23 protein-coding genes are annotated in these 25,381 nt (G+C 46.7%); 9 read left to right on the top strand and 14 right to left on the bottom strand.

Annotation, left to right across the window (positions count from 1 at the left end; all coding sequences use genetic code 11):
• Positions 1 to 23 precede the first annotated feature (23 nt).
• On the top strand, positions 24 to 1,184 hold the full coding sequence (locus BMX56_RS06540) for a M20 aminoacylase family protein (RefSeq protein ID WP_090642695.1): 1,161 nt from the start codon (positions 24 to 26) through the stop codon (positions 1,182 to 1,184).
• An 82-nt stretch (positions 1,185 to 1,266) separates the two neighbouring features.
• Here the strand turns inward: BMX56_RS06540 and BMX56_RS06535 are convergent, their stop codons facing one another.
• Together BMX56_RS06535 and BMX56_RS06530 are read right to left on the bottom strand one after the other, a co-directional pair.
• Entirely contained in the window at positions 1,267 to 1,890 is a 624-nt protein-coding gene (locus BMX56_RS06535; protein ID WP_090642684.1) for an alpha/beta hydrolase, read from the bottom strand.
• A 2-nt stretch (positions 1,891 to 1,892) separates the two neighbouring features.
• A complete protein-coding gene (locus tag BMX56_RS06530; protein ID WP_090642680.1) occupies positions 1,893 to 2,828 on the bottom strand; it encodes a ring-cleaving dioxygenase in 936 nt (311 codons plus the stop codon).
• Between the two features lie 330 nt (positions 2,829 to 3,158).
• On the opposite strand from BMX56_RS06530, the gene BMX56_RS06525 reads away from it, so the two are divergent.
• From BMX56_RS06525 to BMX56_RS06515, 3 genes are read left to right on the top strand one after another with little or no spacing between them, the layout of a single operon-like run.
• A complete protein-coding gene (locus tag BMX56_RS06525; protein WP_090642676.1) occupies positions 3,159 to 4,874 on the top strand; it encodes an IlvD/Edd family dehydratase in 1,716 nt (571 codons plus the stop codon).
• Between the two features lie 9 nt (positions 4,875 to 4,883).
• Positions 4,884 to 5,654 carry an SDR family NAD(P)-dependent oxidoreductase gene (locus BMX56_RS06520; RefSeq protein ID WP_090642670.1) on the top strand — a complete coding sequence of 257 codons (771 nt, stop codon included), beginning with the start codon at positions 4,884 to 4,886 and terminating at the stop codon, positions 5,652 to 5,654.
• Positions 5,641 to 6,534 carry an SMP-30/gluconolactonase/LRE family protein gene (locus tag BMX56_RS06515; protein WP_255369789.1) on the top strand — a complete coding sequence of 298 codons (894 nt, stop codon included), beginning with the start codon at positions 5,641 to 5,643 and terminating at the stop codon, positions 6,532 to 6,534. The genes BMX56_RS06520 and BMX56_RS06515 overlap by 14 nt, the downstream gene beginning before the upstream one ends.
• Positions 6,535 to 7,422: 888 nt before the next feature.
• On the opposite strand, the gene BMX56_RS06510 is transcribed toward BMX56_RS06515, so the two are convergent.
• From BMX56_RS06510 to BMX56_RS06495, 4 genes are all read right to left on the bottom strand, one after another.
• Entirely contained in the window at positions 7,423 to 7,752 is a 330-nt protein-coding gene (locus BMX56_RS06510) for a type II toxin-antitoxin system RelE/ParE family toxin (RefSeq protein ID WP_090642667.1), read from the bottom strand.
• Positions 7,742 to 7,948: a hypothetical protein gene (locus BMX56_RS06505; protein ID WP_090642664.1), complete on the bottom strand. Its 207-nt coding sequence runs from the start codon at positions 7,946 to 7,948 to the stop codon at positions 7,742 to 7,744. The genes BMX56_RS06510 and BMX56_RS06505 overlap by 11 nt, the downstream gene beginning before the upstream one ends.
• 277 nt (positions 7,949 to 8,225) lie before the next feature.
• Positions 8,226 to 8,648 carry a hypothetical protein gene (locus BMX56_RS06500; RefSeq protein ID WP_090642661.1) on the bottom strand — a complete coding sequence of 141 codons (423 nt, stop codon included), beginning with the start codon at positions 8,646 to 8,648 and terminating at the stop codon, positions 8,226 to 8,228.
• A gap of 3 nt (positions 8,649 to 8,651) precedes the next feature.
• Positions 8,652 to 8,888 (bottom strand): hypothetical protein, encoded by a 237-nt coding sequence (locus BMX56_RS06495; RefSeq protein WP_143065379.1) that lies wholly within the window; start codon positions 8,886 to 8,888, stop codon positions 8,652 to 8,654.
• A 511-nt stretch (positions 8,889 to 9,399) separates the two neighbouring features.
• Between BMX56_RS06495 and BMX56_RS06490 the strand changes: the two genes are divergently transcribed.
• Positions 9,400 to 11,493, top strand: coding sequence for an AAA family ATPase (locus tag BMX56_RS06490; RefSeq protein WP_090642655.1), 2,094 nt, complete (start codon positions 9,400 to 9,402; stop codon positions 11,491 to 11,493).
• Positions 11,480 to 12,322, top strand: a complete 843-nt coding sequence (locus tag BMX56_RS06485; RefSeq protein ID WP_090642652.1) for a hypothetical protein — start codon at positions 11,480 to 11,482, stop codon at positions 12,320 to 12,322. The genes BMX56_RS06490 and BMX56_RS06485 overlap by 14 nt, the downstream gene beginning before the upstream one ends.
• Positions 12,323 to 12,819: 497 nt before the next feature.
• Here the strand turns inward: BMX56_RS06485 and BMX56_RS06480 are convergent, their stop codons facing one another.
• From BMX56_RS06480 to BMX56_RS06460, 5 genes are all read right to left on the bottom strand, one after another.
• Positions 12,820 to 14,262 (bottom strand): DUF1593 domain-containing protein, encoded by a 1,443-nt coding sequence (locus BMX56_RS06480; RefSeq protein WP_090642649.1) that lies wholly within the window; start codon positions 14,260 to 14,262, stop codon positions 12,820 to 12,822.
• 321 nt (positions 14,263 to 14,583) lie between these two features.
• Positions 14,584 to 15,213, bottom strand: coding sequence for a zeta toxin family protein (locus BMX56_RS06475; protein ID WP_090642646.1), 630 nt, complete (start codon positions 15,211 to 15,213; stop codon positions 14,584 to 14,586).
• Position 15,214: 1 nt separating this feature from the next.
• Positions 15,215 to 15,490: a hypothetical protein gene (locus BMX56_RS06470; protein ID WP_143065378.1), complete on the bottom strand. Its 276-nt coding sequence runs from the start codon at positions 15,488 to 15,490 to the stop codon at positions 15,215 to 15,217.
• Between the two features lie 182 nt (positions 15,491 to 15,672).
• On the bottom strand, positions 15,673 to 19,350 hold the full coding sequence (locus BMX56_RS06465; RefSeq protein WP_090642640.1) for an alpha-L-rhamnosidase: 3,678 nt from the start codon (positions 19,348 to 19,350) through the stop codon (positions 15,673 to 15,675).
• 253 nt (positions 19,351 to 19,603) lie between these two features.
• A complete protein-coding gene (locus BMX56_RS06460; RefSeq protein ID WP_255369788.1) occupies positions 19,604 to 20,509 on the bottom strand; it encodes a glycoside hydrolase family 16 protein in 906 nt (301 codons plus the stop codon).
• Positions 20,510 to 20,670: 161 nt separating this feature from the next.
• On the opposite strand from BMX56_RS06460, the gene BMX56_RS06455 reads away from it, so the two are divergent.
• From BMX56_RS06455 to BMX56_RS06445, 3 genes are read left to right on the top strand one after another with little or no spacing between them, the layout of a single operon-like run.
• Positions 20,671 to 22,158 carry a M1 family aminopeptidase gene (locus BMX56_RS06455; protein WP_090642637.1) on the top strand — a complete coding sequence of 496 codons (1,488 nt, stop codon included), beginning with the start codon at positions 20,671 to 20,673 and terminating at the stop codon, positions 22,156 to 22,158.
• Positions 22,148 to 23,413, top strand: a complete 1,266-nt coding sequence (locus tag BMX56_RS06450; RefSeq protein ID WP_090642634.1) for an aminotransferase class V-fold PLP-dependent enzyme — start codon at positions 22,148 to 22,150, stop codon at positions 23,411 to 23,413. Before BMX56_RS06455 ends, BMX56_RS06450 begins: the two co-directional genes overlap by 11 nt.
• Entirely contained in the window at positions 23,334 to 23,795 is a 462-nt protein-coding gene (locus BMX56_RS06445; protein WP_143065377.1) for a hypothetical protein, read from the top strand. The genes BMX56_RS06450 and BMX56_RS06445 overlap by 80 nt, the downstream gene beginning before the upstream one ends.
• A gap of 221 nt (positions 23,796 to 24,016) precedes the next feature.
• Here BMX56_RS06445 and BMX56_RS30470 read toward each other — a convergent pair whose 3' ends face one another.
• From BMX56_RS30470 to BMX56_RS30075, 3 genes are all read right to left on the bottom strand, one after another.
• Positions 24,017 to 24,148 (bottom strand): hypothetical protein, encoded by a 132-nt coding sequence (locus tag BMX56_RS30470; RefSeq protein WP_255369787.1) that lies wholly within the window; start codon positions 24,146 to 24,148, stop codon positions 24,017 to 24,019.
• A gap of 104 nt (positions 24,149 to 24,252) precedes the next feature.
• Positions 24,253 to 25,098, bottom strand: coding sequence for a universal stress protein (locus tag BMX56_RS06440; RefSeq protein ID WP_090642629.1), 846 nt, complete (start codon positions 25,096 to 25,098; stop codon positions 24,253 to 24,255).
• Positions 25,095 to 25,262 carry a hypothetical protein gene (locus tag BMX56_RS30075; protein WP_177183734.1) on the bottom strand — a complete coding sequence of 56 codons (168 nt, stop codon included), beginning with the start codon at positions 25,260 to 25,262 and terminating at the stop codon, positions 25,095 to 25,097. Before BMX56_RS30075 ends, BMX56_RS06440 begins: the two co-directional genes overlap by 4 nt.
• Between the last annotated feature and the right edge of the window lie 119 nt (positions 25,263 to 25,381).

Below are 25,381 nucleotides of genomic sequence, written 5' to 3'. Positions count from 1 at the left end.
CCTGCTTTCATCCACATCAAAAAATGAGCAGCTTAAATATGCAAGCTTTACGTGCAGAGATGTGTTCCTGGCGACAGGAATTACACCAACACCCCGAATTTGGTTTTGAAGAAAAACAAACCGCCGCTTTCATAGCCGCCAAACTACGCGAATTTGGCATGGATGAAGTAACCGAAGGCATAGGTGGCACCGGTGTAGTTGGAACGCTAAAAAAAGGCATCGGTACAACATCCATAGCGTTGCGTGCCGATATGGATGCGCTACGCATAACCGAGCAAGGCAATTATCCATACAAATCAAAGAACCATGGCGTAATGCATGCCTGCGGGCACGATGGGCACACCAGCATGCTGTTAGGTGCTGCCAAATGGCTGGCAACCGAAAGCACGTTTAACGGCACCATATATTTCATTTTTCAACCAGCCGAAGAATGGGGCCAGGGGGCGCTGGCCATGCTTAACAATGGCCTGCTGCAACGCTTTCCGTTTGAGGCTATTTATGGCCTCCACAATTGGCCGGGCTTACCGGTTGGCCATTTTGCCACCTGCGTAGGGCCGCTTATGGGCGCTGAAGACCTTTTTGAAATTACGTTAACCGGCATTGGCGGCCATGCATCCCGCCCGCATGCGGGGCGCGAAGTTTTGGTAGCCGCAAGTTCGCTGGTGATGGATTTGCAAACTATCGTTTCCCGGCGGATAAACCCTGCCGATATAGCCGTTGTATCTGTCACCGAGTTTATTACCAATGGTACCCGCAATGCTTTGCCCGGCCAGGCAATATTAAAAGGCGACGCCAGGAGTTTTTTGCCCGAAGTAAGCCAAACCGTCCAAACCGAAATCAGGCGGTTGGCAGCCGGTACCGCTCTGGCTTATGATTGCATCGTCGACGTAAAATACACCCACGAATTTATCCCGCTTATTAACGATGAGCAATGCACAAAAGCTGCATTACGTGGCGCTGCCGGAATATTTGATCCAGGCAATATTGATAGCAACATTAAACCGGTAACCGTATCTGAAGATTTCGCGCGGTTTTTAAAGCATGTTCCCGGCAATTTTGCTTTGATTGGCAATGGCGAAAAGTCGATGCCGCTGCATCATCCGGCTTATGATTTTAACGACGACGCTTTAATTTATGGCGCTAAATATTTTATAGCGCTGGCCGAATCGGTATTGATTGCATAGATAAAGCTTGATTATAGCCATGCCGCTAAACTTCCGGCGTATTAAAACGCGGAAGTTTAACGTTGCTATCCACTATCGCTATTTATTTAAATACCAGCTGGTTGGCCAGATCAATCTCCTGTTGAGTTATGGTATGCGGCCGGCCGGGGTATACTTTAAGGGTTACATCGGCACCAAGGTTTTTGATGATGGCAACGCTTTCTTCAACTCTTGTTAAAGGTACATGCGGGTCGGGGTTACCGGTGGTGATCAGTATGGGTGTTCCGTTAAAGTTACCCTGGTAATTGTTAAGATCGAGGCCATCACCTATCAGGCCCCCGGTGAACGCTACAGCACCGCCGTATGTTTTGGCATGGCGGGTAATATAATCCAGCGTTAAACAGGCACCCTGCGAAAAACCGAGGAAATAAATTTTCTCTTCGGGGATGCCATCAGCTTTAATCTGTTGCACCAACTGGTCTATCGTATCCAGGGCCGAGTTTAAAGCCGGCTGGTTCATTTTATCGCCCGCCATAAAGCTATAGGGGTACCAGCTATTGTTAGTGGCCTGTGGGGCGTAAATAGCCATACCATGCACATTTAAGCTATCGGCCAGGCTGGCAATGCTTTGGGCAGTGCCGCCGCGACCGTGAATCATGACCAGAGCTGCCCCGGCTTCGGTTGCCGGGGCGCCTGTGGTTATATAATTTTTTTGATGTGTGTACATGATCAATATAATTGAGGTAATGTTTTCTCTAAAGTGCTGCGGAACCTTTCGTGTTGTGCAGGCAATTTTAAATGGGTACCCAATTCGTCAACCGGTTCGTCAACAGCAAAACCGGGATTATCGGTAGCCAATTCAAACAATACACCGCCCGGTTCGCGGAAGTACAATGAGTAAAAATAGTTCCTGTCTATTTTATCGGTAATATGCAAACCAAGGGCGGCAATCTTTTCGCGGTATTGCATCAATACTTCCTCGTTTTTAACGCGGAATGCAACGTGGTGAACCGATCCACCGGCCACGTGGCCTGCAACTTCGCCGGCAACCTCAACCAGGTCAACAATGGCGGCGTTTTCAACCGCGTCGGTAATAAAGCGGTAACGGTTTACATGCTGCTCCAGCAAGCGGTAGCCAAATACGCCGGTTAAAATATCGGCAGTAGGCTGCATTTTGTTGGTAGTGATAGTTACACTGTGGAACCCTTTGGTAGCATTTTCGGCCTTTACATCGGCTGTTTCCCATGGCAAGCGGTTATCGGCAGTTTTTGAAGCTATCAATTCCAGTTTTAAACCGTCGGGGTCTAAAACGGTAAGGTATGGTTCGCCAAATTTTTCAGATACTTTATTGTAGATGATATTGTTGGCATCAAAACGTTTTAGCCAAAAATCAAAACTGCTTTCAGGAACCGAATAACCAATTTCGGTAGCCTGGCGTGCGCCCCTGCGGCCAGCAGTAATACCTTCCCAGGGGAAAAAGGTAAGGATAGTACCAGGGGTACCTTCTTTATCGCCATAATATAAATGGTAAGTTTCAGGATCGTCGAAGTTTACTGTTTTTTTAACCAGGCGTAAACCAAGTACGTTGGCATAAAAATTATAATTGCGTTTGGCATTGCCTGCTATTGCTGTAATGTGGTGAATGCCGTTTACTGTATTTTCCATGATGTTGATTATTTTATGTGTTGCTGTTTTATTTACATCAAAAGTAAGGCGCTATTCGCCGGGGAAACTTGACCTACAACAAGAAATAAAAAGGCACGCATTTTTTTCCGTAGAGACGCATAATTGCGTCTCCCGCAGGATATTCAAAACATGCAAGTTCGAATCTGCATTTTGGCAACCCTGCAAATCTTAAGCCTAAACGCGGGAGACGCAATTATGCGTCTACAAAAGAAAAACAACAAACGAATGCGCGCCCATAATTAAATTTTGCGGTTATATTTGTTCAACACCAATTGTAAATGCCCCCGGGCTGCAAAACTATATCAACCAATGGACCAACAAGAACTACGAAGCAGGGCATGGTTTGGCCGTAAAGGCAAGGATGGCTTTATTTACCGCGCCTGGATGAAAAACCAGGGCATTCCCGACTATGAATTTCAAGGCAAACCGGTAATAGGCATCTGCAATACATGGAGCGAGCTTACCCCCTGCAACGCTCATTTTCGCGAGCTTGCCGAATCGGTAAAACGGGGCATTTTAGAGGCGGGCGGTTTCCCGGTCGAGTTCCCGGTAATGTCGCTTGGCGAAACTTTAATGAAGCCCACGGCTATGCTTTATAGGAACCTGGCAAGTATGGATGTGGAAGAATCTATCCGCGCCAACCCATTGGACGGGGTAGTACTACTTTGCGGCTGCGATAAAACAACACCATCGTTAGTAATGGGTGCCTGCAGCGTAAATATCCCCACCATTGTGGTATCTGGCGGGCCGATGCTTACCGGCAACCACCGGGGCAAGCAGATTGGCACCAGCGATGTTTGGCGCTATCATGATGATGTACGCTCGGGCAAGATCATGGAAGAGGAATTGCTTACCATCGAGGCGGCCATGTGCCGCAGCCAGGGGCATTGTGCAGTTATGGGCACAGCTTCATCCATGGCTTGTATGGTTGAGTCATTGGGTCTATCGCTGCCGGGCAACGCGGCCATCCCTGCTGCCGATTCCAGGCGGAAAGTGTTGGCGCAGCTATCGGGCTTACGCATTGTCGAAATGGTTAAAGAAGATCTGAAATTATCTGACATACTTACCCGGCAGGCTTTTGAAAACGCCATCATTACCAACGCCGCCATTGGCGGATCAACCAATTTTGTAATCCATTTGCTGGCTATTGCCGGCCGTATTGGCGTACCGCTCGAACTGAAGGATTTTGATCCCCTATCTAAAAACATCCCGCTGATAGCCAACCTTCAGCCTTCCGGTCAGTACTTTATGGAAGACCTGTTTTATGCCGGCGGCCTGCCTGTTGTTTTAAAAGCGCTGGATGGTATGCTTCACCGGGATGCCATAACGGTAAACGGTAAAACCATTGCCGATAATTACAGTAATGCCGTGGGGTACAACAGCAACGTAATTACTACGGTTGATGCACCTTTTAATACAGCTACCGGCCTGGCTATTTTAGGAGGTAACCTCTGCGAGCAGGGCGCGGTTATCAAACCATCGGCGGCCAGCGGGCATTTAATGCAGCATACCGGCAAAGCCGTAGTGTTTGAAAACATTGAGGATTTTAAAGCCCGTATTGATACCGACGAATTGGAGGTTGATGAAAACAGCATTTTGGTATTAAAAAATGTAGGGCCGAAAGGCTATCCCGGTATGCCCGAGGTTGGCAATATGGGCATCCCCAAAAAGCTATTGGAAAAGGGAATTACAGATATGGTGCGCATATCCGACGGACGCATGAGCGGAACCGGCTTTGGCACCGTGGTATTGCACATATCACCGGAGGCTGCCGCGGGCGGCAATTTTGCCCTGATAAAAACCGGCGACCTGATTACGCTTGATGTACCCAACCGCACGTTAAATGTAGCTATCAGCACCGAAGAGTTTGCCGAACGAAAACGACAATACGTCCAACCGGATCCGGTTACCAATCGTGGTTATGTAAAACTGTATCTCGACCATGTGCAGCAGGCGCACCTGGGGGCCGATATGGATTTCCTGGTAGGTGGTTCGGGCAGTAAGGTTTTAAGAGATTCACATTAAGTTTATATCATGAGTTTTAACAATAAAGTAGCCATAGTTACCGGTGCAGGCCAGGGCATAGGGTTCGAAATTTGCCGCATGCTGGCCCAAAAAGGCGCTACCGTAATATTGAATGATATAGATATCGGTTTAGCAAAAAATGCGGAAGACCTGATCAACCAAAACCACCCGGAAAGTTGTTTGGCCATGCCCGGCGATTCAAGCGACGTGGATTTCATCAATAGCATGGTTGATACTGCCATAAAGTTATACGGGCGGCTGGATATTGTAATAGCCAATGCCGGCATTACCTTATATGGCGATTTTTTTGCCTACACCAAAGAAGCATTCTCCAAAGTATTGGATGTAAACCTTGGCGGCTCGTTCTTCCTGGCGCAGGCAGCGGCTAAACAAATGAAGGCGCAGGCCAATGGCGGGGCAATACTTTTTACCTCGTCGGTAGTGGGGCACCAGGCGCTCAAAAGCCTTGCCGCCTATGCCATGACCAAAGCCGCTTTGGAGATGCTGGCCAAAAACCTGGTCATCGAACTTTCGCAGTACCGCATCAATGTAAATACCGTTGCGCCGGGCGCTACCTTAACCGAACGTACTATGGAAGAAGCGGACTATGAACGGGTATGGTCGAACATTACCCCCATGGGCCGGCCGGCTTATGTTACCGACATTGCCAACACGGCGCTGTTTTTAGTATCCGACGAGGCCAAACACATTACCGGCCAAAGTTTAATTGTTGATGGCGGCTGGACATCGGTAAGTACTTTGCCCGATGGCATTAAATAACACAATGGTACAAGTAGCAGTTAACCACGCCAGTTTTTTGGGCGAAGGGCCCGTTTGGGATTGGCGCAATAACATTTTATACTGGGTTGATATTATGGGCGGCCATATCCACGAATACAATCCCGAAAACAAGAATTTCAGAACCATTGATGTTAAACAGATGGTTGGCGCGGTAACTATTTGCAACGATGGGCAATTACTTGCCGCGTTAAAAAACGGCTTGGCTATGGTTGACCGCCAAAGTGGTCAACCGGCATTTTTTGCTCACCCCGAAGTCCATCTGCCGCAGAACCGTTTTAACGATGGCAAGTGCGACCCGGCCGGCAGATTCTGGATTGGATCCATGGCTATTGACGAAACCCCGAACGCCGGGAAACTATACACGCTGGATGGCAACCACGATATCACGCCCAAAATACATGGCACCACCATATCCAACGGAATGGCATGGAGCCCCGACCACAAAACATTTTACTATATCGATACGCCGACCATGAACGTGGTGGCTTATGATTTTGATGCACACAGCGGCACCATCTCCAACAAAAAAACGGTGATCACTATCGACGAAAAAGATGGCTACCCCGATGGCATGACCATCGACGCCGAAGGCATGCTGTGGATTGCCCACTGGAACGGCTGGCAGGTAAGCCGCTGGAACCCGCATACCGCAACCAAATTATTTACCTTGCCCCTACCCGTAGCCAACGTAACCTCCTGCACATTTGGCGGCCCCAACCTAAGCGACCTGTACATCACCACCGCCCAAAAAGGACTTACTGCCAATGAACTGATGCAGCAGCCACTTGCAGGCATGCTGTTTGTTTGGAAGGATTGCGGATACCAGGGGGAGAGGGCTTTTGAGTACAAAAGCAAATGATTTGAAACACGCTAAAAACGTTTAAAAAAAATAAACGATTTGTATAAACGAACAGGCGATGGGTTATCCGCAGCGGTGAGGATAAATCTGATGCAATTTGCACTCCGTGATATACTGTAGTGCAAATTGTATAAAATTTCTTTTTCGCCCCTTGCCCGGTACCGTAATATTTACCCGATGGGGTACGAATGGGTTAATTGCAGGTGTGTGTACCGGTACGGGATGAAACAGGGTGACACGCCCTGACACGGGGTGAAACACCCTGGTACGGGGTGGTACACTACCAATGGTTAATATTTTTAACCCCGGAAAAAATTCCGGATTGGAAATATTGCGCAGGTGGTGGCGCAAAGGGTGACTGGTAATCAAAAAGCAAAGTACCGAAATAATGGTTTATTATAGTAAATGGTTAAATCAGTGAATCAAAAAGCGCACGGGTAAACGCCGGACCATGTTTTTGAGTTATAAAATATCACCAACCATGTTGTATAAAGGGCTGTCATGGTGAGCCTGTCGAACCATCGCGGGCAAAGGCCTCTCCACGCAACCCTTCGACAGGCTCAGGGTGGTACGCCTGCACAATGACTTGTCATGCTGACGAAGGAAGCTATTAACGAACTCTTCTACCACCCGAAAACAAAGAAAATAATTGCATCTACCGAACATTTTTGTCTTGATTCTTGACTCTTGATTCTTAACGTCTTTTCCCGCCGTTGCCTGCGGCCCGCGCTTTACACTCATACTACACAGGCCTTAGCCGCCTGGCCGGTATCCGTTTCAATCGCTAACGGGAGTTGCGGGAATTGAGGGGTTGGGGGTTACAATAAAATCGTGATTTGCATGTGGGGCACACGCGACACGCGTGCGCCAGCTTGGGTTTAAACCGGCTTACTCATCAATAAATTTAAGTAGCTCTTTAAGTTCTTTATCAGGAATGTTTTCTTTTTCACTTTTATCAAAAAGGGTGAGTAGATAAACGGTACTTTGTACCACCTTGAAGCAGGTAATTACCCTTGCTCCTCCTGATTTCCCTTTTCCTTTACTGGCAATTGACATTCTAACTTTATAGCACTCATTACCAAGTGCAGTTCCCTGGGTAGGGTTTTCTTTAAGGGTGGCGAGTAATAATGAAAAGTCGGCCTTAAGCGATGGATATTTTTTTGCCAATCGCTTTAATTCCTTTTCAAACTTAGGAATAAATTTTACCCTATAACTCATTTAGCAAATCATCGGCGTTACGGGCTTCTAACTTACCTGCCAAAACCAGGTTCAATTCGTCAACGGCCTCTTTAACGCCTTCCAATACTTTAGCTTTATAAGGCGTAAGGGGTTTGGTTTTTACGTAAGGTAAATCGTTAAGTAACGCCAATAGCGCAGCTGCCTTACTTTCTTTAACTTCCAATACAAACTTCATAATAACAAAAATACAATATTATTACGGCTGTTACTTATATAACAAGAACATAAAAAGCACTTATTTCCCCAGCCCACTTACAGAATATCACATATCCGTCTTAATTCTTGATTCTCGCCTCCTGACTCTTTTCCTGCCGTTGCCTGCGGCCCGCGCTTTACACTCATACTACACAGGCCTTAGCCGCCTGGCCGGTATCCGTTTCAATCGCTAACGGGAGGTGCGGGAATTGAGGGGTTTGGGTTCACGACAAAACCTTTGATTTGTATATGGGGTACTAATCGTAATACCCTTTCTTAAATACAATTACCGATTCGCTAATTTCATTCGGAGAGTCATCTCTATTGGGCGCATACACACCTACACCAAATTTATAAGAGGTAAAGCCTGTATACATAATCTTTACGTCTTCGTCCCACTCCGCAATTTGCTCTTCGACGGATGCATAGGGCAAGTTTAACAGTTCCATCGTAAACAAAATCGGATTTGCGGGCTTCACTATTTCTATTGCCTCACATAAAAAATCTTCGTCATAAGCTAATAAAAGCCCTAAAGTTTCAAAAAAATCGGTTGGGGTTTTAGAAAATTGGTTACGATAAAACTCAGTATTAGGCTCCTTTAGGAGTTTTCTAATTTCATTTCTATGTAGTCCCAAACGGATATTTCCGAGAGACTCATATGGCGTTATTGTGTAATCCATACTTTATTCTTTTGTTGTTGATGTTTTTGCCTTATTTAACTTATCTGCGTAAGCTTGCGCTTGCTGTATGCCAACGTCATATTTTGTTCCGAATTTAGCTTTAACATCGCTAATACATAAGTTCATAGCCCTCTCGAAATCGCCTTTTGCAATTAGGTCAAATTGCTGAGCCTGGAAGGCTCGCGATTCTTTTGAGCTCCCCCCGCCGTCCATAAAGTTCCGCTGTTCGAATGTCTCCAACTTTGATCTCCTATGTCTATAGTCTACAGAATACCCAAACAATCAGCTCAATAATACCCCAATATTTGCAGAATTGAGATGCACTTAATATATACAATCTTCGTAAACCAAACTAACCCTAACTGGGTTACTGTAGTTGCAAACTACAGGCATAGAGGTTCGAAGTCGGAGACATTCGAATAGCAGAAGACTACGGACAACTGGGGGCAGAGAACACCAACAAGGGCTGAGCATTTTCGACCATGCCTATGTCTACGCCTGCCATATCATACTATCCAATATATTCACGATGACCGCGTGACCAATAATATGGCCCTTTGTCAGCTTTAGATTCTATTTCAATGTCGCACATACCCAAAAACCAGTGATAAAAAACGTGGCGGCAGGTAGCAAATTCGAGAACTCTATTACGGCATCATACAATACCGCCAGTCAGCTGCTGAATAACCACCGCCAAAATACCTTTTGCTGATCTGCAGCTAAACAGCTATTTTTACCCAAAACCCTTATCATGCCTTTTCAACCTGAATTAATTACCCGTGAAAGCGTACTGCAGGCCGTTGAATATATCAAGAATAATCAAATTGCGCTACGTCCGGCTACAGCCTACCGTGTAAAGATTAACGAGAAATACTACCCGCCAAAAGAGATCGTTCGTTATGCGTACCTCCAAGCGACTGGTGAGGAAACCGGCATCCTGTATGGAGGCGAACAAGTTAACCGGATACTCCGTGCACTGGAGTTTGAGGTAGACCGCAAGATCAAGCTCTGGAAACTCGGCTGTAACTGGAAACGCACTGCACCCAGCTTTTTCCATATGCTGCAACGTGAAGAAATCGTCATTACCGTCGACAAATTTCCTTACCGTCCCGGCGACATCGTCATTATTACTGAAGGCTTTACCGTTGTGGCCCTCGGCAAAGTCCGTACGGAACTCAGCCCCATTACCGGGCTCCCTGAACTAAACCATGAGTTTGAAAGCCTACAAGTACCATTTAAACCATGGCTGCTGTATGCCGAAGTAGAATGGTACGACTTGTCTGAAACCCAAATGTTCCTTTACAAACTGCAGTCCGGCATCCGGCAGGTGCAACAAAACGAAGTTATTCAAAAAGTACTTGACCTCTGGGACAACCGGGAGATAAAATACAGCGAAATCAACTTTTATGTCAAAGAATATCATGAAAAACCAGACCCTGGCTGGCATTTTCCTTGCATGGCGCTCATGCCCAGAGCCTGGGATGATTTCGGTTTCCAAACCTGTTTTGAACTCCTGTTTTATACGACAGCCGATAACCGGTCCGGTCTTGGCGAAGTCAAGATCCTCCAACGTGGTAAAATGATCACCCGCTTGCCTCGGGAATTTACAGAGCTTGGCCCTGAATACGCGTCACTAGGGCAAACACTTGCTTATTACAAGGATTTAAAGAACGCGTTCCCGTCTGAATATATGGATATCGCCCGCGCGTTGCGCGACTGCAGCTATTTCCCCGACATACGGGCTTCTATTGAAAATGAAAAAGCGTTCAGCGCGTCCCTGGTCCGAAGCAGCGAGGCGCAGCGTGCCCTCTATGAGTCCTCCGACCAGTTGCAGGTAGGCCTGGCGAACCCGGAACCACGGTTCAGTTTCAGCTTCGAACACACTGTTCCCGGAGCCGCATTACCACACCGCATCGACTTCTCGTTCAACCACGATGAGGCGATACCCAACAGTTTTTTTTGCTTGATCGGTAAAAACGGCACCGGCAAAACACAATTGCTGGCCCAGCTTGCAAAAAAACTTTCAGACAGCAACGAAGCCGGCGACTTCAAGCCAGAACGCCCGCTGTTCACTAAGATTATCGCTGTAAGCTTTAGCCTGTTTGATAAGTTTGACCAACCCTCGAAGGAAGCCATCAGCTACGAGCTAATCAGTTTTAAAGACCCGAGAGGCCAGCTGAACGAAGAACTAATGGGACAGCTCCTCTGGCGCGCTTACAATAACCTGCTTAAAAGTCGGACCCGGAAAGCCATCTGGCTGAATTGCATCCGTAACTACTTGGACGTGGATTTTATGCGTATCGACCTTAACCAACTGGAAATGCTTGGTTCTAGGTCTGATTTCGATCAGCGCCTGAACCAGGCATTAAGCTCCGGCCAACGCATCATCTTCCATCTAGTCACCCGCTTGGTTGCAGCCATGGAAAAAAACTCCATCGTCATCTTTGACGAGCCTGAAACACACCTACATCCCAACATAGCCGCCAAACTGATGGCCGCATTGCGCTATGTGTTGCGCAATTTCAGCTCTGTCTGCGTACTAGCTACGCATTCCCCCGTTATCGTTCAGGATATTCCATCACGTTTTATCCGTATCATCGACCGCAAAGAGGATATTCCACTGGTACGTCAGCCGCTCATCGAATGCCTTGGAGAAAACCTGACCAATATCAATAACGATATTTTCCACGTGGATGAAGAAAATGCCCTTTACAAAAACATTCTGGAAGACCTGTCCAAACGTTACACGCTGCCGCAGATCGACCAGCTTTTCAATAACCAACTGAGCTTCAATGCCCGGATCTATTTACAAAACCTAACCGACGGCGCCAATGGTCAATTGTAATTACGCCGCTATCGACGAATATCAGCTTTTCCTCGACATTACCGCGGAAAAACAGGCAGCCGCACAGCGTGTCCTTAACCGGCTTGCACCCAGGGTTCAAACCGCCTATCAGACCTATCTAACGGATTTCCCCGCATTGTGCCTGCAGCCTGGATCGCTGTTTGCTGCTGACCGGCCAAAATACAGGAAGACACTTAAAGGATGTTATGGTAGCCCCACCCGCAGCTTTAAGCAGTTCAAACAAAATTATTCCGGCAGACAACATCCCGCAATACAGGAGCTCTGTCCTTACTGTATGTTAGAAACTGGTTGGACCCTCGATCATTACGTCGGCCAAACTGCATTCCCTGAATACGCCATCTTGACCAAAAACCTGGTGCCCTGCTGCTTTAAATGCAACCTGCAGAAAAACGAAACCTGGCGTGAGCAGGGAGAAAAAGTGTTCATCAATTTTTATGACGACACCTTCTTGCAGCACCGCTTTCTGGACGCTCGGCTCGTCATCCAAGGCAACATCCCCTTGCTCCGCTACCAACTCATCCAGCCAGGAGCAATCAGCCATGACGAATTCGCTTTGATTCAACGTCATTTCGACGCGCTCGGTTTGCTCGACAAATACAACAAAAAAGTGCATAACCGCCTTTCCACCGAAATTTCAGCCATCCGTAAAAGCATCGCCAGGGGAAAATCAGATGCCGCTATAGCCGAAGACTTGCTCGACCGCTATGACAGCCACGTCAATCAGTATGGCCCAAATCATTGGGAAACATTGGTTTATCTTACACTAGCTAATCATGCTCCACAGGTTAGGGCCTTGCCAATACCGTGATTAACACCTGCACCTGCTAGCAAGCCTCCACCCTTGTGGTCCGCATGCTAAGTATACGCCATGCATAGCCACCATACACAGCCCGGAGATTGCTTCGTACCTCGCAATGACGCGCATGTAAGTAACTGATTGTCAATATCAAATATCCGTCATTACGAGGTACGAAGCAATCCCCGATATGCTAAGTCCCACATAGTTCGAGATTGCTTCGTACCTCGCAATGACGGTAACTTAGAACATTTGTTTAACTATATCCGTTGCACGTCATAACGACTTTTTTCAGGTTTTACCTGATGTATACCCGACATGGTGGAGATAGGCACCGTTAAAACCTTGTCCGCCTATCCAACCACACCCCAACCCAACCGGGCGAACGGACACCGCACAAAACAAAAGGCCGCATTAACCCGCGGCCTTTGGATGCAAGTTGAAATGAAATTTTTCGCCCTCGGCTTTTTAACTGTTATTGGCTGTAAAAAATGTCCTGTTGTTATCGTTCATTGCTTTGGAAGAATGGTTACAATTACTCTTTTATACCGGGTTAGCCGGGGCGTTCCTTTATCGGTAACTTTCAGGATGAAGTGAGTAGTTTGAATACTACTTACCTCCGGCGCTTTTAGTTCCGGAATGACAGACATGTTTTCTGCCGGAGTAACCGCTATTGTATCATGCAACGTTCCCGCTTCCCGGTATTGAAACCAGTGAAAACTCAGGGCATCTCCATCAGGGTCATAGGATGCACTGCCGTCAAGACTAAAGGTCTCGCCGGATTTTACCGTGAGCTGTTCGGGCATATGGAGTTTGGCAACCGGTGGGTGATTGGCAGCTTTATAATCCGTATTGCACCAGGCCATTCTTGCCGCAAAATCATGCTGGATTTCTTCTCTCCATCTCCAAATCGTTACATGGTTGTCTTTGTATGTGCCTGTGTCTTTTACAATGGCACGCCCCCATTTGCCCTGCACCCAGGGTGTATATTCGTCTTCGGCATTTGTCCAAAATGGTCTCGTCTCTTCTTCCAGCGGAACAATCCATTTCAGCTTGGGGTCAAAGGGCGGTTTGTAAAATTCATAACGTCCGCCCCAACCTCCCCAGTTTGGATGCTCCGGGTTGTTCAGTCCATTGGGAATCAGCGAGAGCCAGGATGGGGTATCGCCCTCCATGCCAAAAGACACATCCGGATAAATTGCCCCCAGCGGCCCATGTCCCTGCTGGATATTTCGCATAAGCCAATCATTGCTCACAACTTCGTTGTTGGCGCCCGGAAATACCCTCAAGATGGCCGACCATGTAGCCGCATAATAATTTCCCGGGCTTGCGATGTAGAACAGGCCGGGGAAATTCCTGCGTATCCATGGCCCCGAATTATCCTGGTCCGAAATGGTGTATACCCTGAGCTTGCTTATCAACCTTTTTGCTTCCCCTTCGCTTTTAGTCTCCCTGATTTTCCAGAGTGCCTGCGCCAGTACATTCGGGCCGCCCCAAACAGTCACCCATAAAGGGCGGCTGTCATTCTTTTCAAGCATTTTGATCACCCAGTCCGACCCTTCCGAATCTTTGCCTTTTCCTACACCTTCCATCCCATAAACCGGGATGCCTTTTTTTACCAGGCTTAATAATTTTTGCGCTGTTGGAAATCCGGGTTCATGTTTTAGAAGATTAGGTTGCACCTTCTCATAACTACGAATAACTTTTTCAATGAGTTGCGGGCTAACCTTTTTTGATTGATGAATGGATGTTGAAGCGATGAGCCCTTCGATGTCGATTTGATTTGTGTATAGCATCAACCGGACCATCGACATAAAATCATCAGGCTCGTTTCCGATGTCTGTAATTACAATCAGGCGATGTTTGGCAATTGTTTGTGCAGAAGCCGTAATGTGTGTTGCCAGTATAATACTTAATACAACTTGCGCAACCAGCATTAGTTTTGTTTTCATTATTTTAACGTGAGTTGGGGATAAGAAAAGTATATAAAAAGAGAGCAAAGGGTATAATTTTATCTCATAAATAATTGGCAATAAACTTATTAACAAACACCAACGTTCTATGCTCTGAGATAAAATTATAGATTTTTTTTAAACGTTGATGACTTTTGCAAAGAAATAGTATCGGAATTTGAAATACAGTTTATCGAAGACTTCAATAGTGAAATCATTACCCCGCTGTCCATAGAGTTCCGCTGTTCGAAGTCTCCAGACTTCGATCCACTATGCCTGTAGTCTCTGACTACCCCAGCTGTTATTTTTAGGCTAAAGTAATTAGGAAAACAACTGCACAATAGCTGGCAAGTGGTCAATAAACCAGGTCGGTAATTCCTCCCTTTCAACATGAAATTCAATTTGTTGCATAACGGACTTGAACAAGATCCGATGGTTAATTTCGGAAGTATCCACGATGGTCAGGTCATCGATCATCGGGTGATAAATATTCAATTTTTCGAGGTTTCCGTAGAAATTATTGTTCAAGGTCTGTGGATCAACATAGTGGCCACCTTCTGTTACCCTTTCCGTAACGCGAAACTGTGATAGTTCTGGATTTTCCAATCCAAAAAAAATCAGGTGTACCCGGTAACCTGCATCTTTGAAGGCCTTCGGTTTTTCCCAGGTGGCGTCATTGGTAAAATGGCCTTCATAAACATAGTTGTGGTGGTTGGCCAATGCCTGGTTGGTCTGCTCTTCAAACAAGTCTACTACATACTCCAACGCATCCTTTCGTGCATATTTTGCCGACCTTGTAACTGCCGGAAACAGTTCATTAAGCTTCCTTGTATAAAGTAGGTCACCGTCAAAAACGGTATGATGTTTTAAAATCTCTTCCGGAAGATAGCCTGGCCCGACCGTTGATTTTCCGGCCCCGTTTGAACCCGTAATGATGTACAGGCCGGGCATATTAAAACAGGTTTAACTCCTTGCGGATTATCTGCGCCTGGCCCATGGTCAATTCTTCAACAATGGTAAATGACTTTAAATTTGGGGCAACAGTAACAATTTTAATGGAATGATCGGGATATTCCAGGTAGCTTTGATTTTTAGGCAGCTTGTTCGACCATATTAAAAATGGCTTGCCGTTATCCAGCTTTTGCCTTCTTAAACGCCTTACAACCGTACCGCTGATCGCTTTTAATTCTTCGATAGTACCCATTTCTGTCCCTTTTTTGTTACTCAAATATACTGATTATTCAGCTATCTATCGTTAGATGGCAGTAATTTGACGCTGTAGTTTTTCCCCGATGCCTATGTCCCCGCAGGCATCTTCCCGAAATATAATCGCCCTCGCCAACCGAAAATATTGGAAACAGCGGTGAGGACACAGACCGTGGAGGAAGAGAGACCATCCTATTACCTCCCCTATTTCCCCACATTAAACACATAACTACCGGATGCCAGTTCATAAACAGCCTTCTCATCGGCATACTTTAAAAATTTGATGCCTTTTGCTTTTGCCGCGGGTTTGCCGGCTTCGGTCACCGCCGAAGCTGACGGAGCGGGCAAGTGTAAAGTAGCTTTGGTATTTGCCGGTACCGTTGCGGTATAAACAAGCGTGTTGCCTGCCGTTTTCCAGCTGCTGCTAATCCTCCCGTAAGGGGAGTCATAGTAGCCTTTGGCGTAGGTCATCTGGCCGGTTGGGTCGGGTTCGGGTTGCAGGATAAAGTTTTTGAAACCAACTTCGCCGCGCTGGATGCCCAGCGAGTAGGCCATCATCCACTGGCCAATAGCGCCAAAGGAATAGTGGTTAAAGGAGTTCATGCTATTGTTGCCGCCAAAGCCGTTTTCTACCGTGTAGCCGTTCAGGCGTTCCCATATGGTGGTTGCACCCTGGTCAATGGCGTACAGCCATGAGGGGTAATGGTTGTTTTGCAGCACCTTGTAGGCCAGGTCGGTGTGGCCGTAATCGGATAGCGATTTGCTGATCCAGGCGGTGCCTATAAAGCCGGTCATGAGGGAGTATTTAGGGCGGGTAATACCGCCATCATCCTTGTTTTCGCGTTCTACAACTGCCTGCAGGTTCTTGGCCATATAAGGAATATTCTCATCGTTAAAAACCCCTAACGATAAACCTACAGCATAAGCGGTTTGTATATCGGCTACTTTAAATTCCTGTTTGGTGCCCGGCGGGTCAAACGCGCCACGACCAACAAGTCCCATCGCTTTTTTATCGGCATTGATAAAGGTTTTGTTAAAAAAGGCTTTGCGTTCAAGATACCTTTCCTGGTATTTAACAGCGTCGTCGGGCTTGTTTAAAGCGATGGCAACCTTTACCATAATACCCAGGTCGAAAATATGATATGCCGTTACCAGGTAATCGGTACCCAGCTGGTTGTTTTGCGGGCCAAGCCAATCGCCTAACTGCGAATCGGAACTGAGGCCTGTTTTTTTGCTGATGGTGGAATCGATAAAGCTCATGTACCTGGCCATGGCCGGGTAATGCTCTTTTAACAAGGCTACATCCTCATATTGCTGATATGCTTCCCAGGGGATAGTGATACCCGCGCTGCCCCAAAGCACACCGCCAAAACCGCCGCCAACGGGGGCAATATCGGTAAATTTCCCATTGGACATTTGCAGGTCGCGCAGGGCAAAAAGGTGCCGCCTTAAGAACTGGTCGCTGTTTGACAGGTAGGTAGCCGTACGCGAAAAAATGCTGATATCGCCCGACCAGCCCATGCGCTCGTTACGCTGCGGGCAATCGGTAGGGATGGTTAAAAAGTTATCGATATTTGACCAGGTGAGGTTCGACCACAGCTTGTTCACCTTGGGGTTTGAAGTGACATAATCGGCCGTTAGCTTGTGGATAGAGCTCATGGCTAACCCCTGCACGGCGCTTAACGGCAGCGGTTCATCAACCCCGGTAATTTCAATATATTGATACCCGTGCGATGTAAAGTGCGGCTGAAATGTTTGCTCACCATCCTTCATGGTATACACATCCTGGCTCAGGGCCCCGCGGTAATTCTCGGTCATGATCATCCCCACATTCTTGCCCGATTCTTTGAGGGCAGGGTATAAAACTTCGGCATAACGCAACAATAACTTTTTACCGGCCTTGCCATTTTTGACATAGATTTTGGGCACGCCCACCATATTTTGCCCCATGTTGTACACATACACGCCTTTGCGTACTTCCTGCATACTTTGGGCTGTAAGTGTTTTGTAAATGCCGGCGGGCTGGCCAATTTGCCCAATCAGCGATAGCTTATCGTAATTAAGATCGTCCTTATGACCAAAATAATCATAGGATACACCCGAGTAAGCGGTACCATCCACCGATACCTTAACCGCTTTTTGCCAGGCATTATCATTATAATTGATGGTGCTCCAGTTGCTTATTCCGGCTTCTAATGATGCATCATAAACCTCGCCCATATCCAGGCTGCTGTAAACTATGGGGCCTTTGTTGTAATATTTCCAATCCTTATCGTTGGTAGTAATTACTTTTTTTGAACCATCGGCATATTTAATAACCAGTTTGGCCAGCAGCGATTGCCTGTCGCCAAAGTGGTTCCAGATGGTGCCGTAGCTTAGCAGGCCGCTCCACCAGCCTTCGCCCAGCATAGCGCCTATGGCGTTTTGCCCGTTGTTTACCATAGTGGTAACGTCATACGTTTGATACAGGTGGGTAATGTTGTATTGGGTTAGGCCGGGGTTGTAGTAATCGTTACCTACACGTTTGCCATTCAGGTATACTTCATATATACCCCTAGCGGTAATGTACAAACGAGCGCTTGTGATTTTTTTACTGTTTGTTTCAAATTGGGTACGCAGCATGGGCATGGAGTTGTGGCTTGGATCGGCCACCGCAAAAACACCCTGGCTACCGCCTGAAACCAGGAAGCGGTCATTTTTTATACTGATGCCTTCGTTGCCGATGAAAGATTTATAAATACCCGCATAATTTTGTGCCGACAAGTCCTCTTTAAACAAGGTATTTCCGGGCTTGCGCGCGTTGGATACCTCCAGCCCCGAAAATGCAGCCTGCTGCCCGGCATCCACAGCATAACCAATATCACAAAGCAACCCGTACGTGATTACATCACGCGCCCCCAGCGGATTAAGCGTAACTACCGCCCTGTGCGGCCCGCGCGGCGGAAAAACAGGCTGGGCGGCGGCAGGGGTTTTATCATTATCTACCAGGAAATCATAGTCGCCGTCTACGCTAAAGGTTAAAGTGCCCATTTCGTTATTGATTGCAAAACGGTGCTCTTTGTTTTTATTGCCTTCGTTAATTACACTCGTTTTAATATCAAACGATTTAAGTACACGTGTAGCGGTATCATTGCCGGTATAACCGCTACGGTATATATTAATTTTAGCGTTACCTGTACCGGCGCTGCCCAGCTTTGAAATATCCAGCTCGATTTTAAAATAACTCTCGTCCTTTTTATTCTCAACCTGGAAAATATTTTTGTTTTTATCCATTAACCGGGCATCATTGGCTCCCATAATGATGCTTGCACGGGTGCTGCCGGGCGCAATGGCCAGTTTGTAATTCATATTAAAAACAGGCAGGTATTTGGAGTATAAAACCAAATCGTTGTTGCCGCCGCCAATCCAGGTGGCGCCATCCCAGGCCGATAATTTGGGGTCGGGATCCATCAAACCCGTTTCAAACCAGGATGTATTGGTTAACATGGCACCGGTTTGGTCCCAAACGGTAACTTTCCAGTTGTAACGGGTGGCAGCTTTAAGCTTTTTGCCCGCATATTCAATACCCGATGATTTGCTGCTGTTTATCTTCCCGCTGTTCCAAACGGGTTTTGCGCCATCTTTTACTTCAAGCTGGTAGGATAGCTGCACATAGCCCCTTGCCCCTGCCGGCGCTTTCATTTGCCAGCTAAAGCGCGGCGTTTCCACATCAATACCAATGGGCTTATCTGTATATTCCACCTGCAGGTTATCAACGCTGGCCGCGGGATTGGCCTTTAACGGCACGGCCAATGCGGCTGCATTATTAACAGGATAAATGAAAAAAAACAAGGCGAAAACAAGCGTAATACTTTTAACAGCGAACAGGCAACTCTTTTTCATGAAGGGGGTATAAGTTAACTAAGGTTAATAATGTCAAAAATAAAACCACCCGTTTGGTTTGTACACACCGGCATAACCTATTGCCCATGCAATAAGTGCCAACTATCGCAACCATTGCGGCCCCGATAGCCATGTATCAACCCAATTAAAATGCAGACTGTGGTTTTATAATTATTTACACAATAATACGTGTTGAAACGGTGAAACCATCATGAACTGTCTTGTATATTGATAAAGCTGGTTATCCGGCTTTTTATTTTTGATACACGCGCACATAATCAACCTCAAACCGCTTTGGAAAAGTGGTTGCCGATGGTTCGCCGCCGTTATCGCCACCAATGGCGAGGTTTAGCAGGATGTAATGCGGTTGTTTAAATGGATTAAAGTTGCTGCCGTCCTGGTTAACCAGGTTTTTTAAGGCCACATGGTTAAGTAATATGTCATCAACATACAGGCTAATAGATGTTTCGTCCCAATCCATTCGCCAGGTATGAAAGCGCTGGTTCCAGCCGGGCTCAAATTCATCGAGTTTTTTGATATTGCTGTACCATTTGGCCTGGTAGGGTACATCGGTGCCACAAGCTATGTTGGCCAACAGTTTATCCTGGTAAAATTCCATAATGTCAATTTCGCCATTTGATGGCCAGGGCTTGTTAAGGCCTAAGGTCCAGAAAGCCGGCCATAAGCCCAAATCGGTATTTATCCGGCCGCGCATAATCAGCCGGCCATATTGCCAGCTTTGCAGGCCACCGGTATTCATACAGGCCGATGTATATTCAATAAACGGTCGGCTGGTCTGCCAGTCGGTACTGTTAGGCACATACGCAGGGTTGGGCAGGTGCACCTTTCTAGCTTCTATTACCAACAACCCGTTGTGGCAGCTGGCATTGCCGGCCTGGTACCATTGGTCTTCATGGTTACGTACAAAACCCTGCTCAAACTTCCAGTTGGCAGGGTTTGGCGCCCCCTCGTTATTAAATTCATCGGCCCAAACCTGCTTATACCCGCCAACGGTATCAGGTTGTATTTGCTGGCATTGTGCTATTAAAGGCGCCAGGAATGCTAAGCTTAACACCATCCGTTTCATCGCAACAAAAAGAACACTTGCTTTATGGTAATGCTTAGTGGTAAAAAGCGTTGTATTCGGGGCTATTTCCATGGTATTATTTTTATTGTTCAATATCGGGTTTTATATCTGTAAGCGCCTAATTTATGGGCAGCCAATGAGGACGGGCTGGTTCCTCCCTACTCCTCCAATAAGGCCGGTGGTTTTTATGCGGTGCAAATTTTATATATTGTAGCCTGATATCAAAACAGCCCATGACCCGATTTTTACCGGTAATTTATCTTCTTTGCAGTATTTCCCTTTTTGCAAAAGCACAAAATAAAAATACAGCCCCGCCATTAGCCTATCATCTTGGCTGGGACGGAAAATCGGCCATACTGCAGGTAAGCCTCGACTATATGCCCGCAAACAAAGATAGCACCGTATTTATTTACGGCGACCTCAATTTTGGCGGCCAAAAAGAGATTTTTAACGTACTGCAAAATATCAACACTAAAGACAAAATAAAGCTTACACCACGCGAAAGGAAAATAACGGTTTACCATACCGGCGCGGGGCCAACGAAAATAAGCTATACCATTAACGGCCAATTGGTTGGCAACCCCAAACGGGCAACAGTTGATGAATTGTTTCGCCCGCTGATAACGCCCAATATATTATACCTGGTGCCCCAGTTTTTTATGATAAATCCGGTGGGGCATCCGGCCAGCGAGGCAAGTATCCAATGGGACACATTTCCGGCAGGTTTACCTTATTTTATGTCGACTGCAGCCGGCGCCGGCCCGGCTGTTAAACAAACCATTACGCTTAAACAGGAGCAGGATGTACTGATGCTGATGGGCGCCAACCTGGTTATTAACACCTACAAAGTACACGGCATCCCCTATTATTCCATTACATCAAAAAGTGATACCATTAACAACTTAAAAGCCGAGCTTAAACCCTTTTTTGAGCGCTATTTTCCGGGGCTGCGCGATTTTTGGAAGGACAACGAAGCGCCTTACTATTACATCAGCGTGCTGCCGCTTTTATCAATTGACAAGCCATGGGCTACCGGGTACAGCCAGAAGCATGGCTTTGTTATGCGCTATTCGGGAAAATTTGACGACGATAAAAAGCGGGTGCTGGCCCATGAAACCTCGCATTCATGGATTGGCAATAACATGCAAATTGGCAACGATGAATTTGACAACCAATGGTTTGGCGAAGGGTTTAATGATTACGTGACAATGATTAACCTGGTAAAATCGGGCATACAGGATAAGGCCGCCTTTTTGGGCTATGTGAATAAAAACAATTTGTACGACCATTATAGCAGCCAGGTAAAAAACGCGCCAAATGACTCCATCGCAGCCAAATTCTGGATTGATAAAAACTACCAGACCCTGCCTTATAAAAGAGGTTTCATTTATGCCTTTTACTTTGATAACCAAATCCGGCTGACCTCGGCCGGCAAACTTTCTATCATTGATTTCCTGCTGACTTTATTTAAAAGAAACCGGCAGATTCATGCCGCAAACCCGGCCGCCAATTTAACTTTGGACGATTATATTGCCGCGGCATCAAAATTCATCCCCGAAAAGCAGGTACGTAACGAAATACAAACCTACCTGATTAAAGGCAAACCGCTCGACTTTAAAACCATCCGGCTGATTGATGGCTTTAAGATGGACTACCACGATAGCATACCGGTTTTAACCATAGGCAAAACAATCAATTTAAAAAAAATCTATGCCCAATAATTACAGCCCATCGCGCAGGAGCCTGCTTTCCCTGTTGGGCGTGCTACCATTTGCACCGGGATTATTAAACAGTTTGGCCAAAAACCAGGCTAACGAGCCAGGCACCGGGTTAGTAAACGACAACCCACTCCCCGCCAGGGACCAGTTTGCAATTAAAGGAACATTTTTAAACGCGGCCTATACCCATCCTATGAGCATTGGCAGCGCTAAAAACATCAAAAGTTACCTTGATTTCAGGATGGCTAACGGAAAAGCGGCAGATACAATTGACCAGGACAGAAACACCGCCCGCACCTTATTTGCCCGCCTGATAAATGCCGATGCCGACGAGATTTCATGGGTGCCCAGTACCATGGCGGGCGAAAACCTGGTGGTAAATGGCCTTGGCTTACCGGGAACAGCTGCCAGGATAGTTACCGATGCCTACCATTTTGATGGTTCGTTGTACTTATACTCGGAAATGGCCAGGCAGGGTGCAGATGTAAAAATGGTTATGCCCAAAAACAATAAAATTGAACTGGCCGATATGGATGCCGCCATAACATCGGGCACAAAACTGGTAGCCGTTTCGCTGGTATCGATGATTAATGGTTTCCAGCACGATTTGAAAGCACTATGTGATATAGCCCATGCAAAGGGAGCCCTGGTGTACGCGGATATTATACAGGCAGTAGGCGCGGTGCCTATAGATGTGCATGCCATTGGTGTTGATTTTTGTGCGTGCGCCACCTACAAATGGCTAATGGGCGATTTTGGCGCAGGTTTTTTATATGTACGGAAAGACAGACTACCGTTAATTAAACGCAGCCAGTTTGGCTACCGCCAGCTAAAAGATATGCAATCGCATGTTTTTCCTTTTGATGCTGCCGGGAACGCCCCGTTTGAATTTGTGCAGGGCGACAAAACCCGCAATTATTTTGAAGTGGGCACCCTGGGCAATGCCGCCGTGCCGGCGCTTATATACTCCTTAAACTACCTGCTGCAAACCGACGTGGATAACATACAAAAGTACCGTCAGCCCCTGCTTGATAAACTGCAACAGGAATTGCCTAAGCTGGGCTACCAACCCATGACGCCAACTGAATCAACATCGCCGATAGTAAGCTTTGCCCTGCAAGGGGCTGAAAAAAAGCTGCACCAAAAACTGGCGGCGGCGGGTATTAACATACAGCTTTATGAAAACCGGTTCCGGGTATCGCCGTCGGTATACAATACCATGGGCGATATTGAGCACCTGGTTGGCGTACTTTCCTGATTTAGGCGAACTTTTTGGCCATAGCAAACGCCGCAATTGCATATCGCTGAATTATATAACCAAAAATTGGCCAAATGCTTCATTATTGGTGATCAATATCAATTGGAATAATGATACTAATCACCCATTGAACGCCTTAAATTCAATTACTTTACTTGTAAAGATCCAGACGATGACCATCAAAAGAAATGGGGATAAGCCGCTGCCCACAGAAGCGCCCGCCGTACAACCACAACCCGAAGTAAAACCTCCGGTTGAGCCCACACCACCACCCACTCCGGCGGAGGCCCCATATGCTCAACCCGAAGAAAGGCCACAGGAAATATCGCCTTATGATTTCCCGCCTCCGGGTGACGGCTTTTTCCCGGAAATTTTTGAGTGATGTAACCCGTCCCGTCAAGTTAAACTGGCAATGTCCTGGAAAAAAATATATCACTAATAAAGGTGCGCATTGCGCAACAGGACATGTTCCTGATCTCTGTTCTTTTTCCTGCCTGGTTCGGCCTTGTTTTTATTTTCCTGCTGCTTAAAAGGGAATGGTGGCTATAAAGATTTTACGGCCCGTCGCCGTTATCGTCCGGCTTTGTCGGCCAGGTATACCTGTTAAAAAACCTGGTTCCGAAAAATAAAACGGAACACCGTAAATAGGATAATCATGACCACCGCTACCAGGATCAGGAAGGGATACGGATTAATTTTCCCGTCGGCTCTTCTTATCTTTACTAACCTTTTCATAGCCGATATTCGTCATTACTTGTTTTTATTCATTTTTTAATAAAAGCGCCTTTTCGTCAGTTATTTAAAATAAGCGGTGTAAATCCATCATCATGCCGCCCCGCTTATTTAAAACCGGGTGGGAAAACCAGCACCGCCAATCGCTGATCAGCGATCATCGCCCGGGACTCGCTATGGCCGAACATCCTGGCAATGAAAGAATGTTCTCCATGAGACATGGCTAACAGGCTGGCACTGTTTTCCTCGCAGTAATGCTGTAACCCCTTGTGTACATCTGTTTCCTGCACCTGGTTATAGCTGAGCTCATGGCGAACCAGGTAATTTCGAAAGGCAACCTCGGCACCGATCCCGGTTACTACTTCATTACGAGGGATGATATGAACAATATCCAGGTAGAAACCCAGCCGCACTGCCAGATTATGCAGAAAGCTTACTGCCGGTATATCAGATGTTCCAAAATCGGTGGCAAAAACAACCTTTCCCGGCACGTTTACAATTGCATTCATGGGGATGACAAGCACCGGTTTCCGGGCCTTCCGGATAACAGCAGCGGTGTTGCTGCCAGTGATCAGATGTTCCAGTGCACCGCCGGATCTGCCTCCCATAATCACCATTTCAATGTCCGGTTCTTCGGTAAGGTTCCCGATGACGCCGCCAAGGCTGCCCTCACCGCTTCTTTCTTCAATGTACAGGCAATGGCCCATTACCATTACCGAAACCTCTCTTAATTTGTCAGCCTCCTGGATCAGGCGTTCTTTACTATCCTCAAAGAGCATCTTTTCCGTTTCGGCCACATACGGGCCGCCGCTATCGCCGGGTATCAACGGAATATAAGGCAAGGTATGGTATAAACAGATGCCAGCATCCAGCTTGGCGGCAATACGAAGCGCCGCCGCCGCCGCGTGCGAGGCATTGGCTGTAAAATCGGTGAGTACGAGTATTTTTTTCATTTACGTTTCTCTTTTAATTCGTGCCATAGTTTAAGCGCTTCGCTTTGCAATTTTCGCATGCGTTCCATACAACGGGCCTGCTCATCTTTTTCAGAAAGCGGAATCTCCGTTTCCAGCGGACGCCGGCCGCCGGCAGAAGGGCCCGGGTTATTCCTGTTAATCATAACCTTTGTATTTGATACCTTCAAAAGTATTTAAAGAGCTGGCATTAAAGAATGATTAATAGCACCCAAATAATTGATGTTAAACACATTAACCAGGCATAAACTGCAGGCGGCATAGA

It is taken from the genome of Mucilaginibacter sp. OK283, from assembly GCF_900110415.1.
Classification (GTDB): domain Bacteria; phylum Bacteroidota; class Bacteroidia; order Sphingobacteriales; family Sphingobacteriaceae; genus Mucilaginibacter.
This window is presented reverse-complemented; position numbering and strand designations above follow the sequence as displayed.